Source organism: Gordonia sp. OPL2, assembly GCF_003797825.1.
GTDB lineage: Bacteria > Actinomycetota > Actinomycetes > Mycobacteriales > Mycobacteriaceae > Gordonia.
In genome coordinates, this window is record NZ_RKME01000010.1 from 46,030 (window position 1) to 67,703 (window position 21,674).

A 21,674-nucleotide genomic window follows, 5' to 3' on the forward strand; every position below is an offset into this window, starting at 1 on the left:
GCACCGAGGAAGACCGGTCACGAGCCGCGACGGGAGAACCCGCCGTCGGTGTAGCCGTCCCAGGCCTCGACGACTCTCGTCACCTTCGGGTCGCCGAGGTCCTTGATGTGATCGCACAGATCCTTCGGTGCCGACGGGTTGGTGACGATGAACGGATGCAGACCCGGGTCCTGCTCGGCCAGGTAACGCAGTGTCTCGGGTGGCGTGTCCGGATCGGCGGCGGCGAGCGCATCGCGCGGATCGAATGCGGCATTGCGCATCGCGTCGGCGCCCGACAGCCCGAGTCCGTCCTTCGTCACGACTTCGATCTCGCCGGTGTTGTGGTAGTCGACGGGGTCGGGGGAGGTACTCCGTGTGTTCAACAGCAGGTTGAGCAGGATCGCGGTCAGCGCTCCGGCGGAGATGCCCGAGTGGAAGATCGTCTGGAACCAGTCCGGGAACTGGTGATACAGGTCGAGCGAGACGTTCACCGGGGCGTCGCCGAGTTCACGATTCGTGTAATAGAGCTTGGCCTCGGTCAGCATCGCGACGCCGACCGAAATGGCGACGACCAGGATGTTGGTGTTGTTGAACTTCACCTTGGTGAGGGTGCGCACGCCGCTCGCCGCCACCATGCCGAACAGGGCGACGCCCGCTCCGCCGAGGACCGGCAGCGGGATGCCCTCGACGACCGCCGCCATCTTGGGGAGCAGGCCGAGGACGACGAGGATGATGCCGGCGCAGGTCGCCACATGGCGGGTCCGCACGCCGGTGATGGCGACGAGTCCGACGTTCTGGGCGAACGCGGTGTAGGGGAACGTGTTGAAGACACCGCCGAGGACGGTCCCGAGGCCGTCGGCGCGCATGCCGTCGGCGAGCTTCTGCGGGGTGATCTTCTTGTCGACGATCTCGCCGACCGCGACGATGTCGCCGGTGGTCTCGGTCATGATGACCAGGGCCACGATGATCAGCGCGATGATCGAGCTGATCTCGAAGGTGGGCAGGCCGAACTGGAACGGCTGCGGAATCCCGACCCATGGGTTCTCGCCGACCGCGCCCCAGTTGGTCATGCCGAACGGGATCGAGATGACGGTGCCCACCACGAGACCGATCAGGATCGACACCCGGCGGATGGTGTCGGGAGCGAAACGCTCGATCAGGACGATGATCGCGAGGGTGAGAAAGCCGAAGGCGATGTTCTTCGGATCGCCGAAGTCCTCGCCCGCGGCGGTGCCGCCGCCGAACCATCCGGCGGCCACCCGCATCAGCGAGACACCGATGATGAGGATGATCGTGCCGGTGACGAGCGGCGGGAAGAAGCGGATCAGTTTTCCGATAATCGGTGCGGCGGCGATCATGAAGATCCCGCAGGCGATCACCGAGCCGTAGATGGCGGTGATGCCGTGACTGGTGCCGATGGTGATCATCGGTCCGACGGCGGCGAAGGTGACGCCCTGCATCAGCGGCAGCCGGACACCGAAGCGCCAGAACCCGACCGCCTGCAGAATAGTCGCGATCCCGGCCACGAACAGGTCGGCCATGATCAGGTGGACGATGTCGCCCTGCTCGAGCTGACCGACGCTGACCATCGCGCCTCCGACGATGAGCGGCACGGCGACCGCGCCGGCGTACATCGCCAGGACATGCTGGATGCCGAGAGGGAGCAACTTGGCCAGGGGTGGGATCTCGTCCACCGGGTGCGGGGTGGACCTGCCGTGTCTGATCGTGTCGAGAACCGCCATATGCAGTGTTTACGAGTCCGGCGTTTCGGACATGGCGCTGCGGTGTGACGGTGGTGTTTCGGCGAAGATATATTCCGGTCGGTCGATGGCCCGGCGCGCCGCGGGCCGGTGAGAAGATGGTCGGATGAGCCGGCAGACCGGGAAGCGGCAATCGAGCGTGCGGCAGTGACCAAGCGGAGTGCGGGATTGTTGCTGTACCGGCGGCAGGGCGACACCGTCGAGCTGCTGATCGCTCATCCCGGCGGCCCTCTGTGGGCGCGCAAGGACGACGGCGCGTGGTCCATCCCGAAGGGGCTCTACGAGGCGGGCGAGGATGCGGAGACGGCGGCGCGTCGGGAGTTCGCCGAAGAACTCGGGAGCGCGCCACCCGACGGGCCGGTCATCGAACTCGGTGAGGTGACACTCAAGAGCGGGAAGATCGTCACCGGTTTCGCCGTCGAGGGTGATCTGGATGCCGCCACGATCGTCAGCAACACCTTCGAGATGCCGTGGCCGCCTCGATCCGGGCGGACGCAGGAGTTCCCGGAGATCGATCGTGCGGAGTGGGTGTCGCCGGATGTCGCACGGGTCAAGTTGAATCCGGCGCAGGCCGCGTTCGTCGAGCGGCTGATGGAGCTGGTCCGGGACGATCGCCCGTCGCAGACATAGCGAGAATCGTCGTATGGAGACGATTTCGGCTACGTCTGCGGACATTGTGCTGACGTGGTGCTCTCACAAGAGATACGTCCGCGTCATCGCCTTCCACAACTCCAGATGCGGATCGGTCGTGGGATCGCGTCGATCGATCAGGTAGGTCGACGCGACTCCACGCATGCTCGACAGCAGAAGTGGATAGAGCTCGGGATAGCGTGGGCGGGAGGTCAACTCGGGACCGAGGAATCCGGCGACAGCCTGTCGAACCGTCGGCCCCAGCCGCCGCTCGGTGGGGACCAGCGCGCTGCGGAGCTGTTCGTTCGTGCGCGCCGCAGTCCACAGTTCCATCGACGCCACGAAGTACGGCTGATGAAATGTGCTCCAGCCGAGTTCGATTGCCGGACCGATCCGGTCGGCGGGATCGGCAGGCCAATCGACCTGCGACGGCATCTCCTCGATCCGCGTGCGGGCCAGGTGATCGACCGCCGCCATGAGGAGTTTGTCGCGCGACGGGTAGTGGTGGAGAAGGCGCCCGCGCGTCACCCCCGCCTCGGCCTGGATCGCGAGCGTGCTCGCTCGGGCATATCCCTGGTCGACCAGCACGCGGATGGCGGCATCGAGGATGCGTGTGCGCGTTCGGTCGCCACGGAGTTGCGTCGCGACCCCGCCGGGGTGCGCCACGGCGCGCGGGGCTCGATCCACTCGACGATCCTATCGTTGCGACCGGGTCGTCGGCAGGGGGCGGGAACGCAGGGCAGACATCAGAAGTCCAGGAAGTGTGGCAGTCCTGCCTTGTAGCGTTTGCGGTCCTCGGCCTTGAACGGTTCGAGCATGGGCAACTCCCAGAGCGGAAACACCGTCGCTGGGCGAGCGGCGCTGTCGGCGGCGGCGAGGATGGCGTTGGCCGCGCGGCGGCCGGATTCGTTGGCGCCTTCCATCGTCGCCAGATCGATGTTGGTCCGGACGTGGTCGCCGCCGATGAAGAAGTTGGGGATGCGGGTATGGGCGGTCGGTCGATTCCGGTACGAGCCCGCCGTGTTCACCATCAGCGGTGTCGCATTGGCGATCTGGGGTGACCACGTCACGCCCGGATCGAGTGACCACGTCACGATCTCCTCGCTCTTCAGCAGCTTCTTGCCGCCGGAGTTCATCGCCCGGCTCATCTGTGCCCAGACCTCGCGGGCGATCTCCTTCTTGGTGCACTGCTTGGCGGGCTTGCCGTACAGGATTCCGGGTTTCTCCCAATCCGAGATGTCGATCGAGAGGCAGTCGCGGACGCTTCCGTCGCCGTATGTCTTGGCGAAGTCGACGTTCCAGGGCCGAGCCTGGAAGAGGCCGGTGAGCGCCCACGGCGTGCCGAGTGCGGCGATGTGACTGGGTGGGATGTCGGAACGGCGCGACAGGAAGTACTGGATACCGACCATCCAGTCGTCCTCGAGTCGACGAATCCCCGCCAGGGAGGGATCGGCGCCGACCAGGCCGGGCGTCAGCAGCGGTTTGAGGCGGTCGAGCGGCATCGCGGCGACGTACCAGTCGGCGTCGACGGTGCCGCCCGACTGTAGCCTCGCGCTGCTGATCCGCCCGCCGGACACCGAGAAATCGGCGACGCCCTCGTTCATCACGAACGTCACACCGCGGGCACGTAGATGTGCCACCCAAGGGTCGATCCATGCATGGTTGGTGGGGGCGTTGAGGATTCGATCCACACCCCCGTTCACGAGTCCGGCGTCGTACTGTCCGATCAATCCGGTCGCCGACGTCGCGAGTGCGAGCCCGATCTGTCCGATGGTCCGTGCCGACGCCGTGTGCGACTTGGCCGCGACCAGTGCGCGGGTGAGGGCGCCGGCCAGATAGCGTTCGTAGGCAGGTGATTTGCCCTTCGCCTTCACGAACTGAATCCATGGGGTGTTCTCCCATTGGCCCAGCCGCCGCTCCTGGCAGCTCGTCGCGATGATGAGTTCGCGGGTGACGAAATATGCGAGTTCCTGCGGCGGGATGTCGACCACGAACTTCAGTCCGGTCGTCAGTGCGTTGCGCAGGTTGTCGAGTTCGACGATGTCGGCGGCGTGGTCGACGAAACCCATGATCGACGCGGGGGCGGTCGTCGGGGCGTACCCGGCCTCGTCGAATGCGATGACTGCTGTCTCCACATTGATGAGGTGGCGATCTTTGACATTTCCGCCGCCGCGCAACGGGATCCGTTCCATCGATTCGGTCACGTGCTGGTAGCAGCCCGGGAAGAACCGGAAGCCGTGCTCGCCCGGCAAGGCCATCCGTCCACCGCGGGCGGTCCCCGGCACGTCGTGACTTCGGGCCTTCCCGCCGAGATAGGCGGGTTCGTAGACGGTGACGCGGAAGCCGCGTTCGATCAGCTCGTGGGCCGCGGACAGTCCCGACATCCCGCCGCCGAAGATGGCGACCTCCCGGCCGCGCGCGCGACCTGTACGTGGCACCGCCTGCGCCGATGGCGCGGTGACACCGGGCATGGCCACAGCCGTGCCCGCCAGCACGGCGGCGGCCGCGGCTCCCTTCAGCACCGATCGTCGAGAGAAATTGCTCTGGTCGTCATCCATGGTCCCCGTCCCTTCAAACCAGTCAGCACTGACTGATGTGATGTGTACCACTAACCTGGGTCCGGGTGGGACTGTTTCGCGAAATGGTCTCACGAAGGGGTCGATCGATACGGGTGGTCGATCGATACAGGTGGTCGGTCGATACGGTGGTCGACGTTCTCGCCAGGTCTCAACGTGAGACGTCCGAGACAGGCCGCCGCGCTTACGCTGCCCGCGTACCCCAACGGAGGAGTCGGCGATGAAAGCTCTCGTGTATCACGGTCCGGGCCAGAAGACCTGGGAGGACGTGCCGGATCCGGTTCTGCGGGAACCGACGGACGCGATCGTCAAGATGGAGGTGACCACCATCTGTGGGACGGATCTGCACATCCTGAAGGGCGACGTCCCGGCGGTCACCCCCGGCCGGATTCTCGGGCACGAGGGCGTCGGAGTGGTCACCGAGGTCGGACCGGGATGTGAACGGGTGCGGGTCGGGGACCGGGTGATCGTGTCGTGCGTGAGCAAGTGCGGCACGTGCGAGTACTGCCAGGCGGGTCTCACATCGCACTGCCAGACCGTCGGCGGCATCGGATGGATTTTCGGTCACCTCATCGACGGCACCCAGGCCGAGTACGTGCGGGTCCCGTTCGCCGACAACGGCCTCATCTCGCTCCCGGAGGGCGTGACCGCCGAGCAGGGCACGATGTTGAGCGACATACTGCCGACGGGTTACGAGATCGGGGTGCTCTACGGCGCCGTCGGCGAGGGGGACGTCGTGGCGGTCGTCGGGGTCGGGCCGGTCGGGCTCGCGGCCGTGATGACGGCATCGGCCGCGGGTGCGTCGAAGGTGATCGCCGTGGACGGCAACAAGTTCCGGCTCGAACAGTCCCGAGATTTCGGTGCCACCGACACGATCGATGTGAACGCGGGCGGTGATGTGGTCGCCGAACTCAAGGGCCTCAGTCGCGGCGGGCTCGGTGTGGACGTCGCGATCGAGGCCGTCGGGGTGCCCGCGACCTTCGGTGTCGCGCTCGACTCGGTGCGGCCGGGCGGCCACGTGGCCAACGTGGGTGTGCACGGCGAGAGCGTCACCTTCCCGATCGAACGGGACTGGATCAACAACCTCACCATCACCACGGGACTGGTCAACGCCACGACCGCGCCCGAACTCCTCGAGGGAATCGAACGCGGCGAGATCTCCCCGGAGAAATTCATCACCCACCGGTTCACGTTCGATCAGTTCGACCAGGCGTATGACACGTTCGGCAACGCGGCCGACGAGCACGCGCTCAAGGTGATCATCGCGGCCGGGTGACGTCCGTCGGCGGCGACGATCTGGCGATGAACGGGGCCACCAGATCCGGTGACACGGTGGCCATCAGAGTGGCGGCGGCGGCCGGCTCGAGGTCGATGGCGGCGTAGGCCTCGGCGCCCGCGGCGGTTGCGAGGATCGCCGTCTCGACGCCACGACGACGCTGGAAGAACGACGCGCTCGACGCCCAGCCGACGACACCGTCGCGGTCGACGACATGTCGATGGCGCGCCACCCGCGGGGGCGCGATGATCACCGACCGGTCGGTGACCCGCGTGCCGAGGTTGCGGAACCGGACAACGCCGAGCGCGGTGGACACGATCCCGGCGGCCGCTGCGGCGATCAGCCACGGCCAGGTGAGCGGACCGATGACCGCCACGACTCCGATGAGCGCGACGACGAGCCCACCCCAGAAGCCCCGTGTGAGACGCCGGATCAGCGCAGCACGGCCGTGGTGATGAAGGGCAGTGGTGAGTTCGTCGCCGTCGTGTGCCACCAGCCGGCCGACGCGGAGCGCCTCGGCGAGCGGGGCAGGCGGAAGCAACAGTGGCTGCTTGGACGATCCCGTCGCGATCGCATTCAGGCGTGCCCCGCCCAGCGGCCGCATCAGCACGGGTTCGTGGAAGTGCACTCCGCGAATCCGGTTCTCATCGAGGCTGGTCGCGGTCGTCGTCAGTAATCCGCGGCCGATCCGCAGGGTTCCGTCCTCGGGGTGACGTATCAGTCGGAAGTTCCAGTAGCTCAGCACATATCCGCTGACTGACAGGACAACGCCGACGACGATGACCGCCACCACCGCGACCGCGATGACGGTCGGCAGCGGGATGTCCCGGATGCGGTCGTACACGTGCTCGGCGGCGGTGGCACCCTGGCGGAACAGACCGGCCTCGTTGGCGATCTGGGCGGACAGTCCGGCCACGGCGGCGGCCGCGGCGAACCCGGTCAGAGAGAACGGGGCGAATCGCAACCAGGACCACTGCAGCCGGGACAGTTCTTCCGGTGACGCCACGCCGACGCCGGGGGTATCCACGGATGTCACGGTCCTGGTGGGGGCGTTGCGGACCACAGTCGCCATCAGGTTGCCGTGCAGCGCATCGGCTTCCGATGCCGTGATCGCGTTCAATTCGACGACCGAGGACTCCTTGTCACCGCCGGTGCCGATGCGGACCTTCCGGAGTCCCAGCACGCGATGCGGGAGGGAGGCGGTCAGGTCGACGCTACGTATACGGTCGCGACGGGCGGTGGCGACCTTACGGGTGAACAAGCCGGAGCGCACCCGGACATGGTCATCGGTGACCTGGTACCGGGTCACCAGCCACGGCACGATTGTGACCAGGGGTATCACGATCAGAGCCAGGATGATGCTGATGTCGGGGGCACCGCGGCCGGCGAACACGATCGCGATGATCACCGGAATGAGTTGGGGGAGTTGCTCGATCGGCCGCACGGCCATCATCCACGGGGACAGTCGATGCCAGTCATCCGGTCCGTCGTCGCCGACGCTTGGGATCTCAGGTCGCGTCATCGGTGTACGCCTGGGTGCGGGCGGTGAGATCGGCGGCCGCGCGGCGCGCGACCTCGGCGTCGAGTCCGACGACGCGGACCGTGCCCGCCGACGATGCCGTGGTGACGGTCAGCGTCGCGAGGTTCAGCAGTTGCTCGATCGGACCCGCCGCGGTGTCGACGACCTGGATGCGTGCGATCGGGATGATCACTCGGCTGCGGACGAACCAGCCGGCCTGGGTGTACACGGCGTCGTCGCTGACCTCCCAGCGATGGAACCGGTAGCGCCAGATCGGGACGACCGTCACGAAGAAGACGGTGATGACGACGCTGAGTATTCCGACCGCGAGTGCGGGCCACCGGACGGCGTCGACGAGCGCGGCGACGACGATCGCCGCGGCCAGGACCGGAATCCCGGTGAGGAGCGGCGTCATCCGCCACATCGTCACGGCGCGGGGATCGACCTGGTGGGCAGGCTCGCGGAGCAGCAGCGGCGGTGTGGAATCCATCGACGTCCACTCTATGTGAGGTATGCGGAAATCCATCCCACGCGCAGCGCTGACGAGGGTTCTTGTCGGTGGGGTGTCGTAGGTTGGTTTCTGCAGGACCGAGATGATGATTGTCGGCCGCGTTCGGTTGTTTCGGGTGGCGGCTTTGTTCCAGAGATATGTGTGACCGGTGGTGCTGCGGTCGGTGTCTGTGTCTCTGGAAGGTGTTGGTGGTGGCTGCTGTCGCGGGGTGGGAGATGTCGCGGTGGTGGCGTGCGCGGTCGCCGTGGCCGGATCTGCCGGCGTTCTATACCGGTGGTGTGCATGCCGATGATGTGACTGATCTGATCGGGACTCATGTCAACGAGTTGGTGGGGTCGATGGCCTCGACTCAGCGTGCCCGTTCGTATCTGGCGTGGCACAACTATCAGTTGGCTGCAGAGTTGCATCGCCGCCTGGTCGGTGACCGCGATGTTCACGACGTGTTGTTGGTGGACGGGTTCGCTGATTGTGCGGCTCGTGTGTCGGTGGCGTTGGCGATCACCCAGCACGCTGCCGAACAGGTGATAGTGCAGGCGGTGGCGTTGCGGGATCGCCTGCCGCAGGTGTCTGAGCGGTTGCGGGAGGGGCGGATCTCGCCGGAGCGGGTGATCGCGGTGATCGCGCGTACCGATTTGATCGACGGCGCGGACTGCGCGGCCGAGGTGGATGCCCAGATCGCGGCGGAGTTGGATGTGCATGATGGGCCGTGGTCGGCAGAACGGCTACGCGACATGGTCGATCGGATCGTCTACCGCCACGATCCGGATGCGGTGCGTGAGCGTCGCCGTCGGGCGTTGGATGCCCGCGACGCCTGGGTGGAGGCCAAAGCCGATGGGGTGGCCAAGGTCGCCGCGGTGATGTCGGCGGAGAATGCCCGGATCTCCCGGGACAGCATCGTCGCGCTGGCGGTCACCACGTGTGGTGACGATCCCCGCACGATCGCCCAACGCCGTTCGGATGCGGCATTCGCCCTGATGTCGCACACCCGGTTCGAGTGCCTGTGCGGTCGTGACGGTTGTCCGGCCGAGATTGCCGAACCCGTGGTCGCCGCGTCAGCGTCGAAGATCGTGATTCATGTGGTGGCCGACGAGAACACGATCGCCGGTGAGGCCGACAATGCCGGGTTCGTCGCCGGGCACGGTGTCATCTCGGGTGAGCATGTGCGTGATCTGGCCGCCCGCCCCGATGCGGTCGTCACGCCGATCGTGCCGCCGGGTACCCCGCAGAATCCGGACGGCACCTGGACGCTGCCCGCCCATCAACCGGCCGATCCGTATCGGCCGTCGGCCGCGTTGGACACCTACATCCGGGTACGCGACGGACACAGTGTGGTGCCCGGTAATGCCACATCAGCGTTCGTGGCCGACGTCGATCATGTCGTGGAGTACCACCATGCCGACCCTTCGGCCGGTGGGCAGACGGTGCCGGAGAATCTCAACGTCAAAGACCGGTTCTTCCACATCCTCAAGACGTTCGGTTCCTGGGTCGATGACCAGTATCGGGATCGGCGTGGCCGGCTGCGCCAGGAGTTCATCACCCCGGAGGGTTTGGTGATCCCCGGCGACCCCGACAACCTGGAAGTGTTGTTTCCCGGCCTGCGACGCATCCGCTTCGCACCGCCGCCGCCGCGAGCTGCAGGTGCGGCCGACCTGGCGCCTGATGGTCAGGAACCACCCACCCGTCCCCGCAGCCGCCTCGCCGCGAAATACGCACGCCGACAACAAGAACGCGAACGCAACCGCCGACGACGCGAACAGAAGGAACGCGAACAGGAAATACGCGACCAAGGGGAGACCGCGGGCTAGCGCGAGCGACGCTGCGGCGCCCGGGGGTCAGATGTGTAAGTCGGTGACTCGCACCCACGTCGGGTGCTTCGCCGTCCGATCGTCACCCGACGAACGACCCCGGATCCGACGGATCACCCACGGCGTCAGGTGACCGCCGACGAACCGGAGGTCCTCGACGATCCGCACACCGCCGACCGTGTCCGTCGGGCGCCCGGGGACCTGAACGGTGTTGACGCCGACGGCCCGGAGGACGTGCGCTGCCACCCGTTGGTGGCCGATGGCGTTGAGGTGCAATCGGTCCGCCGACCAATAGGTCGGGCGTCGGATCTCGGCGTCGTGGAACATGTCGACAAGAGTCAGGCCCTCGTCGGCCGCGAGCGCCGCGATCTCGGCGGTGAGGAACTCCCCGCGGTTGCGGATCGTCGACCCGAACGGCAGGCCGGCCGACGGGTCCGCGCCGGCGAGCAGGACGACATCAATGCCTGCGTCGCGGCAGCGCCGCACTGCCGTGCGGGTCAGCGCGATGAGGCCGGGGAGGTCGCTGCCGGGCCGCAACATGTCGTTTCCGCCACCGTTGAACGTCATCAGCGTCGGCAGCGGGTCCATCGACAACGCCGCGTCCACCTGCTCGGTCGCGATCGGCGCGAGCAATCGGCCGCGGATCGCCAGGTTCGCGTACTCGACATCACCGTGCTCAAGCGCGAGACCCTCGGCGACCAGATCGGCCCAGCCACGGGGATTCACGCCGTCGGGTTCGTCGCCGACCCCCTCGGTGAAACTGTCACCGATGGCCACATACCGCATCACGGGACTACGTGACGGTCACGCCGCCGTCGACGGCGATCGTCTGTCCGGTGACGTAACCCGACGCGGGCGATGCGAGCCATATCGCTGTCGCCGCGAGCTCCTCGCCCTGTCCCATGCGTCCGAGGAGTACGCGCGGCAACTGGGACTCGAGATAGCCGTCGTGATAGGTGTCGGTCATCTCCGACTCGAAGAATCCCGGCGCGATGGCATTCACCCGGATGCCCTTGCGTGAACCCCACTGCTGTGCGAGGTCACGCGTGAGGCCGATGACACCCGCCTTGCTGGACGCATAGGCCGCCTGCGGGAGCCCCGCGGTCGTGATACCCAGGACGCTGGCGATGTTGATGACAGTGCTGCCCGGCTGCATGACCCGAGCGCATGCCTGCGCCATCCAGTACGAACCGTTGAGGTTCACGTCGACCACCGACCGGAACTGCTCGGGCGTCTCGCGCGTGGCCGGGACCGCGGTGCCCACGCCGGCGTTGTTGATCAGCACGTCGACTCGACCGAAGGTCTCCATCGCCGTATCGATCACCGCCTGACACTGCTCCGGGTCGGCGACGTCGGCAGGCACCGACAAGGCCTTGCGTCCCAACGCCTCCACGGCTGCGGCGGTGTCGGCGAGACGGTCGGCGCGGCGGGCGGCGAGCACGATGTCGCAGCCGGCCTCGGCGAACCCCTTGGCGAAGGCGACGCCGAGGCCGGACGACGCGCCGGTTACGACGACGACCTTGTCGGCCATGTCGAACAGATCCATCACGGGCATGGGTGGCTCCTCTTGTCGGAGGGTGTGCGGGTGGTCAGAACCAGGCGGGGTCGGCGTCGAGGGTGGTGCGATCGAGCGAGGCGACCAGCGACAGGCCGGCGACCGCTTTCGGCAGTTCGTAACGGAAGAAATAGCCTGCCGCGGCACGCTTGCCGTCGTAGAAGTCGCCCGTCCGATCGCCGACCGCCAGCAGCTGGTCGAGCCACATCCACGCCAATACGATGTGACCCGCTGATTCGAGGTAGGCCGTCGAATTGGCCAGTGCGACTGCGGGATCGCCTGTCGACCAGACCTGCGTGGTCGTCGTCACCAGCTGGTCCAGGGCGGAGCGCAGGTCGGCGGCATATCCGGCGGCCGTCTCATCGGCGGCCGCGCGCTGAACGGTGTCACCGATCGTCTCCGCGAGCAGGGTGAGCCCGGCGCCGCCCTGCATGATCACCTTGCGGCCGAGCAGATCGAGTCCGTGGATGCCGTGGGTGCCCTCGTGGATCGGGTTCAGCCGGTTGTCGCGGTAGTACTGCTCGACGTCGAACTCCTTGGTGTACCCGTAGCCGCCGTGGATCTGGATGGCGAGGCTGTTGGCCTCGAGGCACCACTGCGACGGCCAGCTCTTCGCGATCGGGGTGAGCACGTCGAGCAGCAGGCCGGCGCGGGCCTCGTCGTCGCCGGTGCTGGTGGTCTGCTCGTCGACCAGCTTGCTGCAGTAGAGCCCCAGCGCCAAAGCGCCTTCCACATAGGACTTCTGGGCGAGCAGCATCCGCTTGACGTCGGTGTGTTCGATGATCGGGATCGGCTTGGCGGCCGGGTCCTTCTGATCGACGGGACGGCCCTGCGTGCGGACCTTCGCGTACTCCAGCGATGCGAGATATCCCGCATAGCCGAGCGACGTGGCGAGGAATCCCACCCCGATCCGCGCCTCGTTCATCATCTTGAACATGTAGGACAGTCCGCGGTGCTCTTCGCCGACGAGGTACGCAACCGCTCCGGATTCATCAGTCGGAGAGTGGGTTCCGTCGCCGAAGTTGAGCAGGGTGTTGGTCGTCGCGCGGTTGCCCATCTTGTGGTTGAGGCCGACGAGTGCGACATCATTGCGGGTGCCGTCGGCGAGGTACTTGGGCACGATGAACAGCGAGATGCCCTTGACGCCGGGGCCGCCGCCGGGGGCCTTGGCGAGGACGAGGTGCACGATGTTCTCGGACAGCTCATGGTCGCCGGCGGAGATCCACATCTTGGTGCCGGTGACGCGGTATGTGCCGTCACCGATCGGTTCGGCCTTGGTGGTGATGTCGGCGAGCGACGACCCCGCCTGCGGTTCGGACAGGCACATCGTGCCGAAGAATCGTCCCTCGACCATCGGCCGGACCCAGGTGTCGATCTGCTCGGGCGTGCCGTATTCGGCGATGAGGTTGGCGTTGCCGACGGTGAGGAAGGTGTACGACGACATGGCCGCGTTGGCCGCCTGGAACCAGGCCATCGCCGCGCGGTTCACGACGGTCGGCAGTTGCATCCCACCGAGGTCGTCGTCGAACGAGCCGGCCATGAGTCCGGCCTTCACGAACTCGGCGATCCCGGAGCCGATCTCCTCGGGCAGGACGACTCTGCCGTCGTCGCCGATGACGGGCTCGTTCTGGTCGCCGAGCTTGTTGAACGGCGCGAAGCGTTTGGTCGCGAGGTCCTCGCTGAGTGCGAGGACGGCGTCGAAGGTCTCGCGGGAGTGCTCTCCGAAGCGCTCGCGCCCGGTCAGCTTCTCGACGTCGAGCCATTCGTAGAGCAGGAACTCGAGATCGCGTCGGGACAGTGGGGCGGCCATGGGACTCCTTCGTCGGCTAAGCGATCGCTCATTTCTAAGCGCTCGCTTATGATGCACCGTACAGTGCGATCGGTCAATGAGCGATCGGGTCGACGAGGAGGTGTGCGATGGCGGTGACACGAACGGGTGACTCGGCCGCGGCGGAGCGGATCCGGCAGGCCGCCATCGCGGCGTTCGCCGAGGTGGGCTACGGGGGCACCTCGACGCGGCAGATCGCCAAACGGCTGAACATGAGTGCTGCGGCGATGTACCCGCATTACCGGTCGAAGGAGGAACTGCTGTTCGCCATCGCTCTCGATGGCCATCACGGTGTACTGGCGGCATTGCGAGCGGTCGACGACGAGACCGCGGCGGCCGGCGAGCGGCTCCGGGCCGTCGTCGACGAGTTCACCCGGTGGCAGGCGGAGCATCGCGAACTGGCGAAAGTCGTGCAGTACGAGCTGCATGGACTCACCCGTGAGCACTACCGGACGATCACCACCATCCGCCGCGACACGTCGGAGGTGCTCGCGGTCATCGTGCGCAGTGGCGTCGAGTCCGGTGAGTTCTCGGTGGCCGACGCCGACGATGTGGTTCTCGCCGTGTCGTCACTGTGTGTGGACGTGTGCCGGTGGTTCCCGTCGCGCACGCACCGGGATCCGGCGGCGCTCGGCCGCGCCTACGGTGATCTCGCGGTCCGGATGGTGCGATAGCGGTTACCGCTGGGGAGACTCAGCGAGGCTCGAACGTCCCCGACGGCAGCAGCGGTTCGTTCATCCGCGGCGCGTACTGATCGAAGTAGACGCGCGCGATCAGCTCGCGCCGACTGCGCACGCCGGCCTTGTCGAAGATCGACTTGAGGTGATCCTGGACCGTGTAGGCGGACACGTGCAGTGTCGCGGCGATGTCCTTCGTCGCCACTCCCTGCAGCACCATCTGGGTGACGTCGCGTTCGCGGGCGGTCAGTCCGAACGCGGCCACCACCAGCGGCACGATCTCCGGCGGTCGCGCCTCTTCGATGGTGACGACGACCTCGCCGACGCGGCCGTCGGCATTCGACAGCGGCGACGCGTGCACGACGAGCCACATGCCGGATGCGCCGCGAACCCTCAGGCGCGGTGGGACATTGCTCTCGCCGCGGCCGTATCGTCGGGCGGCGCCCACGAGGGCGGTGATGACCGTGGTGGCGGCGCCGCTGTTGCTGCCGGCGAGCAGATCGTCGACCCGCTCCTCGGCCCCGGCGCTCATCTGGATCATCTGGTTGTCGCTGCCGACGATCAGCACGCAGGGACCCATCGGTGTCGTCTGGGGTTCGGCGATGACACTCGCGAGCAGTCCGGTGCGGACGCCGCGTGCCAACGGCTGCGACACCGAGCGGAGGATGTCGACCTCGGCCGGGGTGAACGGCTCCTCACCGGCGACGCGGAAGAAGGCGAAACCACCCCACACCTGGTCACCGTCGCGGACGATCAGTCGCGCCTCATCGGCGAAATCGAACAGCGGCGACATGAACTCGCCCATGCGATGCGAGCGCCCGGTGTCGCCGGCCGTGAGGTGATGCATCCCGACGGCGTCGACGCCGGACGTGGCCAGCTCACGGAACGACGAGTCCTCGACCATGCCGTACTCGATCATGCCGAACTCGTCGTCGTGTTCGTTCCGTCCGAGGAGGCTGCCGTATTTTCTTGCGCTGGTGAGCATCAGGGTGTTCGGGTCCACGGTGGCCGCGCAGGCGGCCGTGTGGGGCACGGCTCGGGTCAGGGAGGAGATCGCCTCGCCGATGAACTCGTCGACGTCGAGACCGGCGCGGGCGAGGACGTCGACGTCGCTGCGCACACGTTCGACGGTCAGGGCTGTGGCCATGGTCACAAGTCTCCATCCGTGCAGGTCATCTGTCCATCCCAGAAAAGTGGGGCCGACCGGTCGAATGACCGGCCGGCCCCGGGACGGTGTGATCGGGGGCTCACACCGAGCGTGCGAAGATCCCGGCCGGGTCGTGCCGGCGGCGGATCTCGGCGAGTCGGTCACGGTCGTCGGCCGACCACAGGGCGGGCAGCTCGACCGCCGGCACGCGGCCGACGAAGTTGAGCAATGCGCCGTCGGTCCACGGGGCCACCGCGTCGTTCACGGCCGCCACGTGTGGGGCCGCCTCGGCCGCGAGCGGGCCCGCCGGCACCGCGATGGCGAGCACGGCGTAGGAGCCGCCTCGTCCGGGCACCGAGTTCGGGACGCCCTGCGGCGCCCGCAGTCTGCCGCCGAGCAGACGGATCTCGACGATGGCCAGCGGACTGGCCACGTGTGGCCCGGCGACCGCGAGCAGGGCGTCGACGGCGTCGGGCGGCAGTGCGCTCACCGTGACACCGCGTTCGATGCTGGGCATCGGCCCCGGAGGATCCATGTGGACCGCGTCGAGCGCTGCCACCGGCATCACGTCGACGTTCTCCAGCAGGATCGGTCCTGCAGCACGCATCGGCGCCAGGATCTGGGCACCGATCGCCGGGTCTCCGGTGAAGGTGAACCGCACGTGCACCGCGATCTGACCCTGCAGCGGCGGCGGCAGTTGCGGATCCGGCGGCAGGCGCAGTACGGCGACCGACGTGCCGGCCTCCACGGGGAGGGTCGGCGCCCACCGCCGCCATGCGTGCAGGACCTGTGCGGCGGAGGCACCTGCGAAGAAGATCCCGCCGCCGTACACGGTTGCGAGATCCAGCAGGCCGAACTCGATCGCGGTGACGATGCCGCAGCCGTCTCGTCCGCCGAGCAGTGCCCAGAACAGGTCGGAGCCGGCGCTCGCGTCGACGGTGCGGAGTACGCCGTCGGCGGTGACCACCTCGATGCGGAGCACGTGGTCGGCGGCGAACCCGTACTGCCGGCCCAGGGGGCTGAGACCTCCGCCGAGAAGATAGCCGACGACGCCGACCGACGACGACGATCCGACGAGGCCGGTGAGTCCATGCGGAGCAGTCGCGGCGACGACGTCACGCCAACGGACGCCGGCCCCGACGCGGGCGGTCTTGGCCACCGGATCGATGGTGATGTCGGTCATCCGCGAGGTCGTCACGGTGAGGTGGCGGTCGCCCTCGAGAACCGGGCCGTGACCGGTGGCGCGGGCGCCGACGCGCAGGCCGGTGGCGCGGGCATGGCGTACCGCGGCAACGACATCGTCGGCACAGGTCGCGCCGACGACGACGTCGGGCCTCGGCTGGTTGGCGACGTTGAAGCCGGCGAGTTCTTCGGCATACGCGGCGTCGGTGGGCGTGAGAACGGGGCCGCGAACGGCTGCGGCGAGGTCGGCGATGTCGGTCGGGGGGACGTGTTCATCGGGCGTGGTGACGGTCATGAGAGTTCTCCTGTGATGGTGAGATGGTGAGGGCAGGTTCGTGTCGAAAGTGTCTGCGAGGGAGGGTCTTTCATCGACCCGCCTGAGCAGTGATCTCGATGGCGAGGCCGGGTAGGGCGAGCGCGGTGACCCCGACGAGTGCTGCGGGCGGCGTCGCGCGATGGGCGTCGAGGCGTTCGGTGAGTGCTTGGTACGCGGCGAGGGTCGCGGTGATGTCGGTCGTGTAGATCGTCAACGAGAACACGTCGGCGAGGGTCATCCCGGCCTGCGCGAGGATCTCTTCGATGTGGTGGACGGCCAGGGACAGTTGCGCGGCGTGGTCACCGTCGTGCAGGACCTGACCGCCGTCGTCGACGGAGGCCTGCCCGGCGATGGTGAGGAGCTCGCGCGGGGCGGGACGGAGCTGAGCATGGTCGAAGCGGAACGGGGCGTTCCAGGTCGACGGATTGATGCGCGTGAGCGGCCGGGCGATGGGTGTCGGGGTGGCGGGTGTCGGCGTGACGGATGTCAGGGTGGCCGATGTCGAGGTGGCCGATGTCGGGGTGGTGGGCGTCGTGGTCATGTCCACGAGACTCGCGTGGATGGGCGATGTTTCCCATCCCGATCATCGGGGGAATTCCCGACCCAGATTTCTGGGGGTCGTGCGTTCGGTGTACCCGGTGGCCGTCGGCCGGGGGTCAGCTCGTGACGGAGGAGAAGGTGAAGTCGCCGTGATCGCTGCCGAGCCCTGTTGCCACGATTCCCGCCACGGCACAACCGATCTCGGCTGCCTCGCGGAGTCCGAAGTCATGCCCGCGCGCAACGATGAAGCCTGCGGAGAAGGAGTCGCCGCACCCGCTCGTGTCGACGACCGTGACCGGTCGCGCAGGAGCATGTTCGGCATCGTCGGCGGTGACCACGTGGGCGCCGTCGGCGCCGGCGGTCACGGCGACGCACGCGACGCCGCAGTCGATCAGTCGGCGGCAAGCGGTGACGAGGTCGTCCTCGCCGGTGAACCCGCGCACCTGATCGTCGTTGGGGAGAAGGTAATCCAGCTGTGCCAGGACAGGCTCGATCCAGGCGAGCAACCCGGGGTCGCCGTCGGCGAGGATGTCGGCGGAGACCGTCGTCCCGGCTGCACGGACGTCGGCCAGCAGGGGGGCCAGTTCCGGCGGGTTGAGCAGTTCCGGCGCGCCGATGTGGAGATGGTCGACGCCGGTGAGCAACTCCAGTGGGGCGTCACCGAGCGGATAGGCGAGGTTGGCGCCGGGCAGATGTAGTGCCGGCCGGTCGCCGTTGCTGCGGATGGGCAGCATGCTCATCGACGTCGGCGCATCCACGGTCACGAGGTGATCGGTGTTGACGCCGTACCGGTTCAGCATGGTCGTCAGGAGGTCGCCGGGATCGTCGGCGCCGATCGCGCCGACCGTGTAGACCTCGGCGCCCAGTTTGGCCATCGTGATCGCGGTACCCCCGGCCGGCCCGGCCGCCGACATCCGGATGTCGCGGACGAGGGCGGCGCCCTGACCGTCGGGGATCTCGTCGACGGGTTGGGCCAGGACGTCCAGGACGTGGGCGCCGAAGGTGGCGACTCTCATGCGTTCCTCCCGGGAAACGGTGTGTACTGGCGTTGCAGTGCGGTGACGACGACCTCGGCGATGTCGTCGTCGGTGAGGGCGGCCGGCGGTGCGACGGCCGCCGACCGGAGATAGAGGTCGGCCAGCCAGTCGACGAGTTCGATTCGGTCGCACGCCATGTCGGGGTCGTCGCCGTAGGCGACCGAGCCGTGGTTGCGCATCAGCGCCGCGGTGCGGTCGGTGAGTGCGGTCGCGACGGCGTCGCCCAGTGCCCGACTTCCGAACACCGCGTACGGCGCGACGCGGATGGATCCGCCGATGAGTGCGGCGGTGTAGTGCACGACGGGTAGTTCGTCGAGGATGTTGGCGACGGCGATCGAGGCGACCGGGTGTGCGTGCGCGACGGCCGTTGCCGACGTCTGACGATAGACGTCGAGGTGTATGCGCAGTTCGGACGTCGGCCGGAACGTGGTGTCGTCGGCGATGGTGCCGTCGAGGTCGACAACCACCAGTTGATCGACGGTGACGTCGGCGAGCCGGCATCCGGATGGCGTGAGCACGACGTGGTCGCCGTGGCGCATCGAGAGGTTGCCCCCGGTTCCGTGGGTCATACCGGCGCGCCCCAGGCGATGGGACGCAGCGACCACGGCCGCCCGCTCGTCGGTGAATCGCACGATCGAAACAGTACGCGACGTGGTGCCGTCGGCCGAACGAATGAACCGGCCCGGCCGCGGAACCGGGGGCGCCGATCCTTCGTCCAAAGAGCAGGGGAACGAGACGGACCAGGAGACAGGAGGACGTGTCATGCGGGCAGAGGATCTCGGCGACCTACAGGCCCTGGTGAGGTCGCGGCTGGTGCCGGGCTTCGCCGAGCGCGACGAGGTCGAATCGGATGCTCGTGACTGGGCCGAGGACCTGGGGTTGTCGCCCGAGGAGGCCGTCGTCGAGGTGCGCCGATCGTGGGAGGCGCGTTCGGCGGCGGAGAGGGAGTGGACCGACACCGGTGACTATGGTCGGCTGCGGGGTGCTTTCGACGAACTCTCTGCCGACGGCGTTCTGGCGTTGATGAACTTCTCGTGCTGCACCCGCTGTGCGACACAGGCGGTCGACGACGAGCGCACCCCGGACCCGGATCGGGAGGGCTGGTACAAGTTCCGCGAATGGGCGTATGTGTCCTTCCACGAGCAGGACGCCGAACGGCTCGCCGACGATGACCCCGTCCTCTACCTCGGCTACAGCGGATTCCGTCCCCATCCCACCCTGCCGGATTCGCTGCTCGATGCGATGTCCGCCGGAGACCTCGACGCCGAACACTGCGCGTACGAGCGCACCGAGACCTTGCTGGCCCAGCAGATCGTCGACACGCTGCAGCGGCACGGTCTCGACGTCACCTGGTCCGGTTCCCGGCTCGACCGCATCGCCGTCCGCATCACGTCGTGGCGGAAACCGTTGCCGAACAAGGGGATCGACGGGGAGCAGGACTCCTCGGAGAGATGAGCGGCGGGCTCGGTCGGCGAGATTCTGGACGCGGCCGCGAGGTGGGCTCAGACGTCGATGCCGAACTCTTTGATCTTGCGGTAGATGGTGGCGCGGGAGATGCCCAGTGCGGCAGCGGCGGTCGCCTTGCTGCCACCGTTCTCCTCCAGACTGCGGACGATGGCGTCGCGCTCGAGGGCCTCGATCCGCGTCAGCGTGTGCCGGCTCAGGGAGCGGCAGGACGGCGGCAACTGGTGGACATCGATGACACCGGACCGCTGATGGGTGACGATCTCGCGCAGAATCTGTCGCAGCTGTGCGACGTTACCCGGCCAGCTGTACTTGCTGAGCTGTCGCATCGCTTCCGCGGACACGGTGAGTTCGCGTCCCCGCGTCAGCTGGCGCAACAGTGTCGGGATCAGATCGTGCAGGTCCTCGATGCGGTGTCGCAGCGGCGGGACCGGCACGGTGTGGGAGAAGAACGGCAACAGGATCGCCGCCGCGTCCGCGTCGTGCAGCGCGTCGACGGTGACGTGCCCGACCGTGACGCCCACCCAGCCCGCGCTCTCCCGGCCCTGCAGCATGCTCGCGACATGCGCCAGTGTCGGGCCGTCGAGGGTGTCGATGTCGCGGAGTACGACGCTGAAATCGTCGCGGTCGAGTTCGACGGCGAGGGCGTCGAGGGTCTCGGGCACCCGCAGATCCTGAGCCGAGAACACACGCACACTTCCCCGCGCCCGGGTGGCGCCGGCGCGGAGCACCGTCGATCGGCCGGTGCCGGTCTCCCCGGCGACCGCGATCCACTCGCCGACACCGACGTGACGTGCGACCCGATCGCAGCACTGTTGCCACGACGAACTGCGCCCGACCACGCCCGGCAGGCCCGACCCGGCACGCCGCGTCGACGTCCGCGGTTCCGGGCGCTCACCGGAATCCAGGATGTGGACGTGGAACACCGCCATGCCCGACCGCTCGTCCCAGTACTCGGGAACCGGCGACAACCGGGCCGCGCGCCCGCTTGCCAGGGTGCTCACCCGACGTGACGCCGTGGCATCGAGGGTCTGGTCGACGGCGTGCTCGAGGAGGGAGATCTGGTCCTGCGGATCGACCGCGAGGCGGAGACGCTGATTCATCAGGACCACGTCGCCGGCGATCGCGAGCACCATCATCTGGGGCGCGCGCCGGCAGGTCGCGAGGTAGGCGTTGAGCAGTCGTGATTCACGTTCGCTGGCCTGCGACAGCATGCGCTGCTCGATCTGTGCCGTCGCCGACTTCGCCAGCGACAACAACAGTGGGCCCCCGTCGTCGGCGAGGCCGGTCAGGTCCAGCGCACCCATCACCGCACCCGACACCGGGTGCACGATCGGGACGCCGGCGCACGACAGATCCGCGAGGAGACTCGCATAGTGCTCCGACCCGCGGACGAGGGTGGCCTGCCGGTTCTCCAGTGCGGTACCGATGCCGTTGGTGCCGGCGTGTTCCTCGCTGTAGCTGTACCCGGGCGCCAGACTCACCTCGTCGAGCATGCGGCCGAGCGGTCGGTGGGCGGTCGCGCGGGACAGGACCACGCCGTCCGAGGAGGTGAGAATGATGCTCACCGGTTCGGCGGAGAGGTCGTCGGCGAGCTGCCGGATGATGGGTCGTGCCGCGGACACGAGAGGGCTCTCGAGGTTGGGTTCGCGGACGAACGGCAACTCGAGACGGTCGGCGTGGACGTTGAACGCGCGGGACCGGCGCCACGACGTGGAGATGCTCTCGCGGACTCCGACGGAGATGTTGTCGTCGGTCAGAAAGCGTTCACGTGCGGCGGCGATGCCGCTGGGCGTCTCGGTCTGGGAGGTGGGCTGGAAACTCACAGAACTGACGAACTCCTCTGTGATGTGGATCTCACATCGGTCTGAG

Annotated in this window: 19 protein-coding genes; 5 read left to right on the forward strand and 14 right to left on the reverse strand. The window is 67.7% G+C overall.

Annotated features, from left to right (window positions below; all coding sequences use genetic code 11):
* Positions 1–17: 17 nt before the first annotated feature.
* Positions 18–1,721 (reverse strand): nucleobase:cation symporter-2 family protein, encoded by a 1,704-nt coding sequence (locus EEB19_RS12200; RefSeq protein WP_187586563.1) that lies wholly within the window; start codon positions 1,719–1,721, stop codon positions 18–20.
* 165 nt (positions 1,722–1,886) lie between these two features.
* Between EEB19_RS12200 and EEB19_RS12205 the strand changes: the two genes are divergently transcribed.
* Entirely contained in the window at positions 1,887–2,369 is a 483-nt protein-coding gene (locus EEB19_RS12205; protein WP_262365616.1) for an NUDIX domain-containing protein, read from the forward strand.
* Between the two features lie 63 nt (positions 2,370–2,432).
* Here EEB19_RS12205 and EEB19_RS12210 read toward each other — a convergent pair whose 3' ends face one another.
* Both EEB19_RS12210 and EEB19_RS12215 read right to left on the reverse strand, forming a co-directional pair.
* On the reverse strand, positions 2,433–3,035 hold the full coding sequence (locus EEB19_RS12210) for a TetR/AcrR family transcriptional regulator (RefSeq protein WP_187586741.1): 603 nt from the start codon (positions 3,033–3,035) through the stop codon (positions 2,433–2,435).
* Between the two features lie 80 nt (positions 3,036–3,115).
* Positions 3,116–4,927, reverse strand: a complete 1,812-nt coding sequence (locus EEB19_RS12215; protein WP_187586565.1) for an FAD-dependent oxidoreductase — start codon at positions 4,925–4,927, stop codon at positions 3,116–3,118.
* 238 nt (positions 4,928–5,165) lie between these two features.
* Between EEB19_RS12215 and EEB19_RS12220 the strand changes: the two genes are divergently transcribed.
* Positions 5,166–6,221, forward strand: coding sequence for an alcohol dehydrogenase catalytic domain-containing protein (locus EEB19_RS12220; protein WP_187586567.1), 1,056 nt, complete (start codon positions 5,166–5,168; stop codon positions 6,219–6,221).
* Here EEB19_RS12220 and EEB19_RS12225 read toward each other — a convergent pair.
* A complete protein-coding gene (locus tag EEB19_RS12225) occupies positions 6,205–7,743 on the reverse strand; it encodes a PH domain-containing protein (RefSeq protein ID WP_187586569.1) in 1,539 nt (512 codons plus the stop codon). The two genes, EEB19_RS12220 and EEB19_RS12225, sit on opposite strands and share 17 nt — an antisense overlap.
* Entirely contained in the window at positions 7,730–8,230 is a 501-nt protein-coding gene (locus EEB19_RS12230; RefSeq protein ID WP_187586571.1) for a PH domain-containing protein, read from the reverse strand. The genes EEB19_RS12225 and EEB19_RS12230 overlap by 14 nt, the downstream gene beginning before the upstream one ends.
* Positions 8,231–8,442: 212 nt before the next feature.
* Between EEB19_RS12230 and EEB19_RS12235 the strand changes: the two genes are divergently transcribed.
* A complete protein-coding gene (locus EEB19_RS12235) occupies positions 8,443–10,056 on the forward strand; it encodes a 13E12 repeat family protein (protein WP_262365617.1) in 1,614 nt (537 codons plus the stop codon).
* Positions 10,057–10,083: 27 nt separating this feature from the next.
* Here the strand turns inward: EEB19_RS12235 and EEB19_RS12240 are convergent, their stop codons facing one another.
* The 3 genes from EEB19_RS12240 to EEB19_RS12250 are packed head-to-tail and all read right to left on the reverse strand — an operon-like array spanning position 10,084 to position 13,421.
* Positions 10,084–10,842: an SGNH/GDSL hydrolase family protein gene (locus EEB19_RS12240; protein WP_187586745.1), complete on the reverse strand. Its 759-nt coding sequence runs from the start codon at positions 10,840–10,842 to the stop codon at positions 10,084–10,086.
* A gap of 7 nt (positions 10,843–10,849) precedes the next feature.
* Complete coding sequence (locus tag EEB19_RS12245) at positions 10,850–11,611, reverse strand: SDR family NAD(P)-dependent oxidoreductase (protein ID WP_187586573.1); 762 nt, start codon at positions 11,609–11,611, stop codon at positions 10,850–10,852.
* A 34-nt stretch (positions 11,612–11,645) separates the two neighbouring features.
* The gene (locus EEB19_RS12250; RefSeq protein ID WP_187586575.1) at positions 11,646–13,421 is read right to left on the reverse strand and encodes an acyl-CoA dehydrogenase; all 1,776 of its coding nucleotides are present in this window, start codon (positions 13,419–13,421) and stop codon (positions 11,646–11,648) included.
* A 107-nt stretch (positions 13,422–13,528) separates the two neighbouring features.
* On the opposite strand from EEB19_RS12250, the gene EEB19_RS12255 reads away from it, so the two are divergent.
* Entirely contained in the window at positions 13,529–14,113 is a 585-nt protein-coding gene (locus tag EEB19_RS12255) for a TetR/AcrR family transcriptional regulator (RefSeq protein WP_187586577.1), read from the forward strand.
* A 19-nt stretch (positions 14,114–14,132) separates the two neighbouring features.
* Here the strand turns inward: EEB19_RS12255 and EEB19_RS12260 are convergent, their stop codons facing one another.
* The 5 genes from EEB19_RS12260 to EEB19_RS12280 all read right to left on the reverse strand — a co-directional run bounded on the left by EEB19_RS12260 (position 14,133) and on the right by EEB19_RS12280 (position 18,970).
* A complete protein-coding gene (locus tag EEB19_RS12260) occupies positions 14,133–15,263 on the reverse strand; it encodes a helix-turn-helix transcriptional regulator (protein ID WP_187586579.1) in 1,131 nt (376 codons plus the stop codon).
* Between the two features lie 100 nt (positions 15,264–15,363).
* Positions 15,364–16,740 (reverse strand): FAD-binding oxidoreductase, encoded by a 1,377-nt coding sequence (locus EEB19_RS12265; RefSeq protein WP_187586581.1) that lies wholly within the window; start codon positions 16,738–16,740, stop codon positions 15,364–15,366.
* Between the two features lie 70 nt (positions 16,741–16,810).
* Complete coding sequence (locus tag EEB19_RS12270) at positions 16,811–17,302, reverse strand: RidA family protein (RefSeq protein ID WP_187586583.1); 492 nt, start codon at positions 17,300–17,302, stop codon at positions 16,811–16,813.
* Between the two features lie 115 nt (positions 17,303–17,417).
* Entirely contained in the window at positions 17,418–18,317 is a 900-nt protein-coding gene (locus EEB19_RS12275) for a carbohydrate kinase family protein (protein WP_187586585.1), read from the reverse strand.
* Complete coding sequence (locus EEB19_RS12280; RefSeq protein ID WP_187586587.1) at positions 18,314–18,970, reverse strand: class II aldolase/adducin family protein; 657 nt, start codon at positions 18,968–18,970, stop codon at positions 18,314–18,316. The genes EEB19_RS12275 and EEB19_RS12280 overlap by 4 nt, the downstream gene beginning before the upstream one ends.
* 130 nt (positions 18,971–19,100) lie before the next feature.
* Between EEB19_RS12280 and EEB19_RS12285 the strand changes: the two genes are divergently transcribed.
* Positions 19,101–19,793 carry a hypothetical protein gene (locus EEB19_RS12285; RefSeq protein WP_187586589.1) on the forward strand — a complete coding sequence of 231 codons (693 nt, stop codon included), beginning with the start codon at positions 19,101–19,103 and terminating at the stop codon, positions 19,791–19,793.
* Between the two features lie 47 nt (positions 19,794–19,840).
* Here EEB19_RS12285 and EEB19_RS12290 read toward each other — a convergent pair whose 3' ends face one another.
* Positions 19,841–21,628, reverse strand: a complete 1,788-nt coding sequence (locus tag EEB19_RS12290; protein WP_187586591.1) for a sigma-54-dependent Fis family transcriptional regulator — start codon at positions 21,626–21,628, stop codon at positions 19,841–19,843.
* Between the last annotated feature and the right edge of the window lie 46 nt (positions 21,629–21,674).

Bases quoted from the DNA above. Each gene is read 5' to 3' on its own strand.
- EEB19_RS12220 (WP_187586567.1), top strand. From the start codon at position 5,166: ATGAAAGCTCTCGTGTATCACGGTCCGGGCCAGAAGACCTGGGAGGAC.
- EEB19_RS12270 (WP_187586583.1), bottom strand. From the start codon at position 17,302: ATGACCACGACGCCCACCACCCCGACATCGGCCACCTCGACATCGGCC.
- EEB19_RS12230 (WP_187586571.1), bottom strand. From the start codon at position 8,230: ATGGATTCCACACCGCCGCTGCTGCTCCGCGAGCCTGCCCACCAGGTC.
- EEB19_RS12240 (WP_187586745.1), bottom strand. From the start codon at position 10,842: ATGCGGTATGTGGCCATCGGTGACAGTTTCACCGAGGGGGTCGGCGAC.
- EEB19_RS12200 (WP_187586563.1), bottom strand. From the start codon at position 1,721: ATGGCGGTTCTCGACACGATCAGACACGGCAGGTCCACCCCGCACCCG.
- EEB19_RS12225 (WP_187586569.1), bottom strand. From the start codon at position 7,743: ATGACGCGACCTGAGATCCCAAGCGTCGGCGACGACGGACCGGATGAC.
- EEB19_RS12275 (WP_187586585.1), bottom strand. From the start codon at position 18,317: ATGAGAGTCGCCACCTTCGGCGCCCACGTCCTGGACGTCCTGGCCCAA.
- EEB19_RS12250 (WP_187586575.1), bottom strand. From the start codon at position 13,421: ATGGCCGCCCCACTGTCCCGACGCGATCTCGAGTTCCTGCTCTACGAA.
- EEB19_RS12260 (WP_187586579.1), bottom strand. From the start codon at position 15,263: ATGGCCACAGCCCTGACCGTCGAACGTGTGCGCAGCGACGTCGACGTC.
- EEB19_RS12285 (WP_187586589.1), top strand. From the start codon at position 19,101: ATGCGGGCAGAGGATCTCGGCGACCTACAGGCCCTGGTGAGGTCGCGG.
- EEB19_RS12215 (WP_187586565.1), bottom strand. From the start codon at position 4,927: ATGGATGACGACCAGAGCAATTTCTCTCGACGATCGGTGCTGAAGGGA.
- EEB19_RS12245 (WP_187586573.1), bottom strand. From the start codon at position 11,611: ATGCCCGTGATGGATCTGTTCGACATGGCCGACAAGGTCGTCGTCGTA.
- EEB19_RS12265 (WP_187586581.1), bottom strand. From the start codon at position 16,740: ATGACCGTCACCACGCCCGATGAACACGTCCCCCCGACCGACATCGCC.
- EEB19_RS12255 (WP_187586577.1), top strand. From the start codon at position 13,529: ATGGCGGTGACACGAACGGGTGACTCGGCCGCGGCGGAGCGGATCCGG.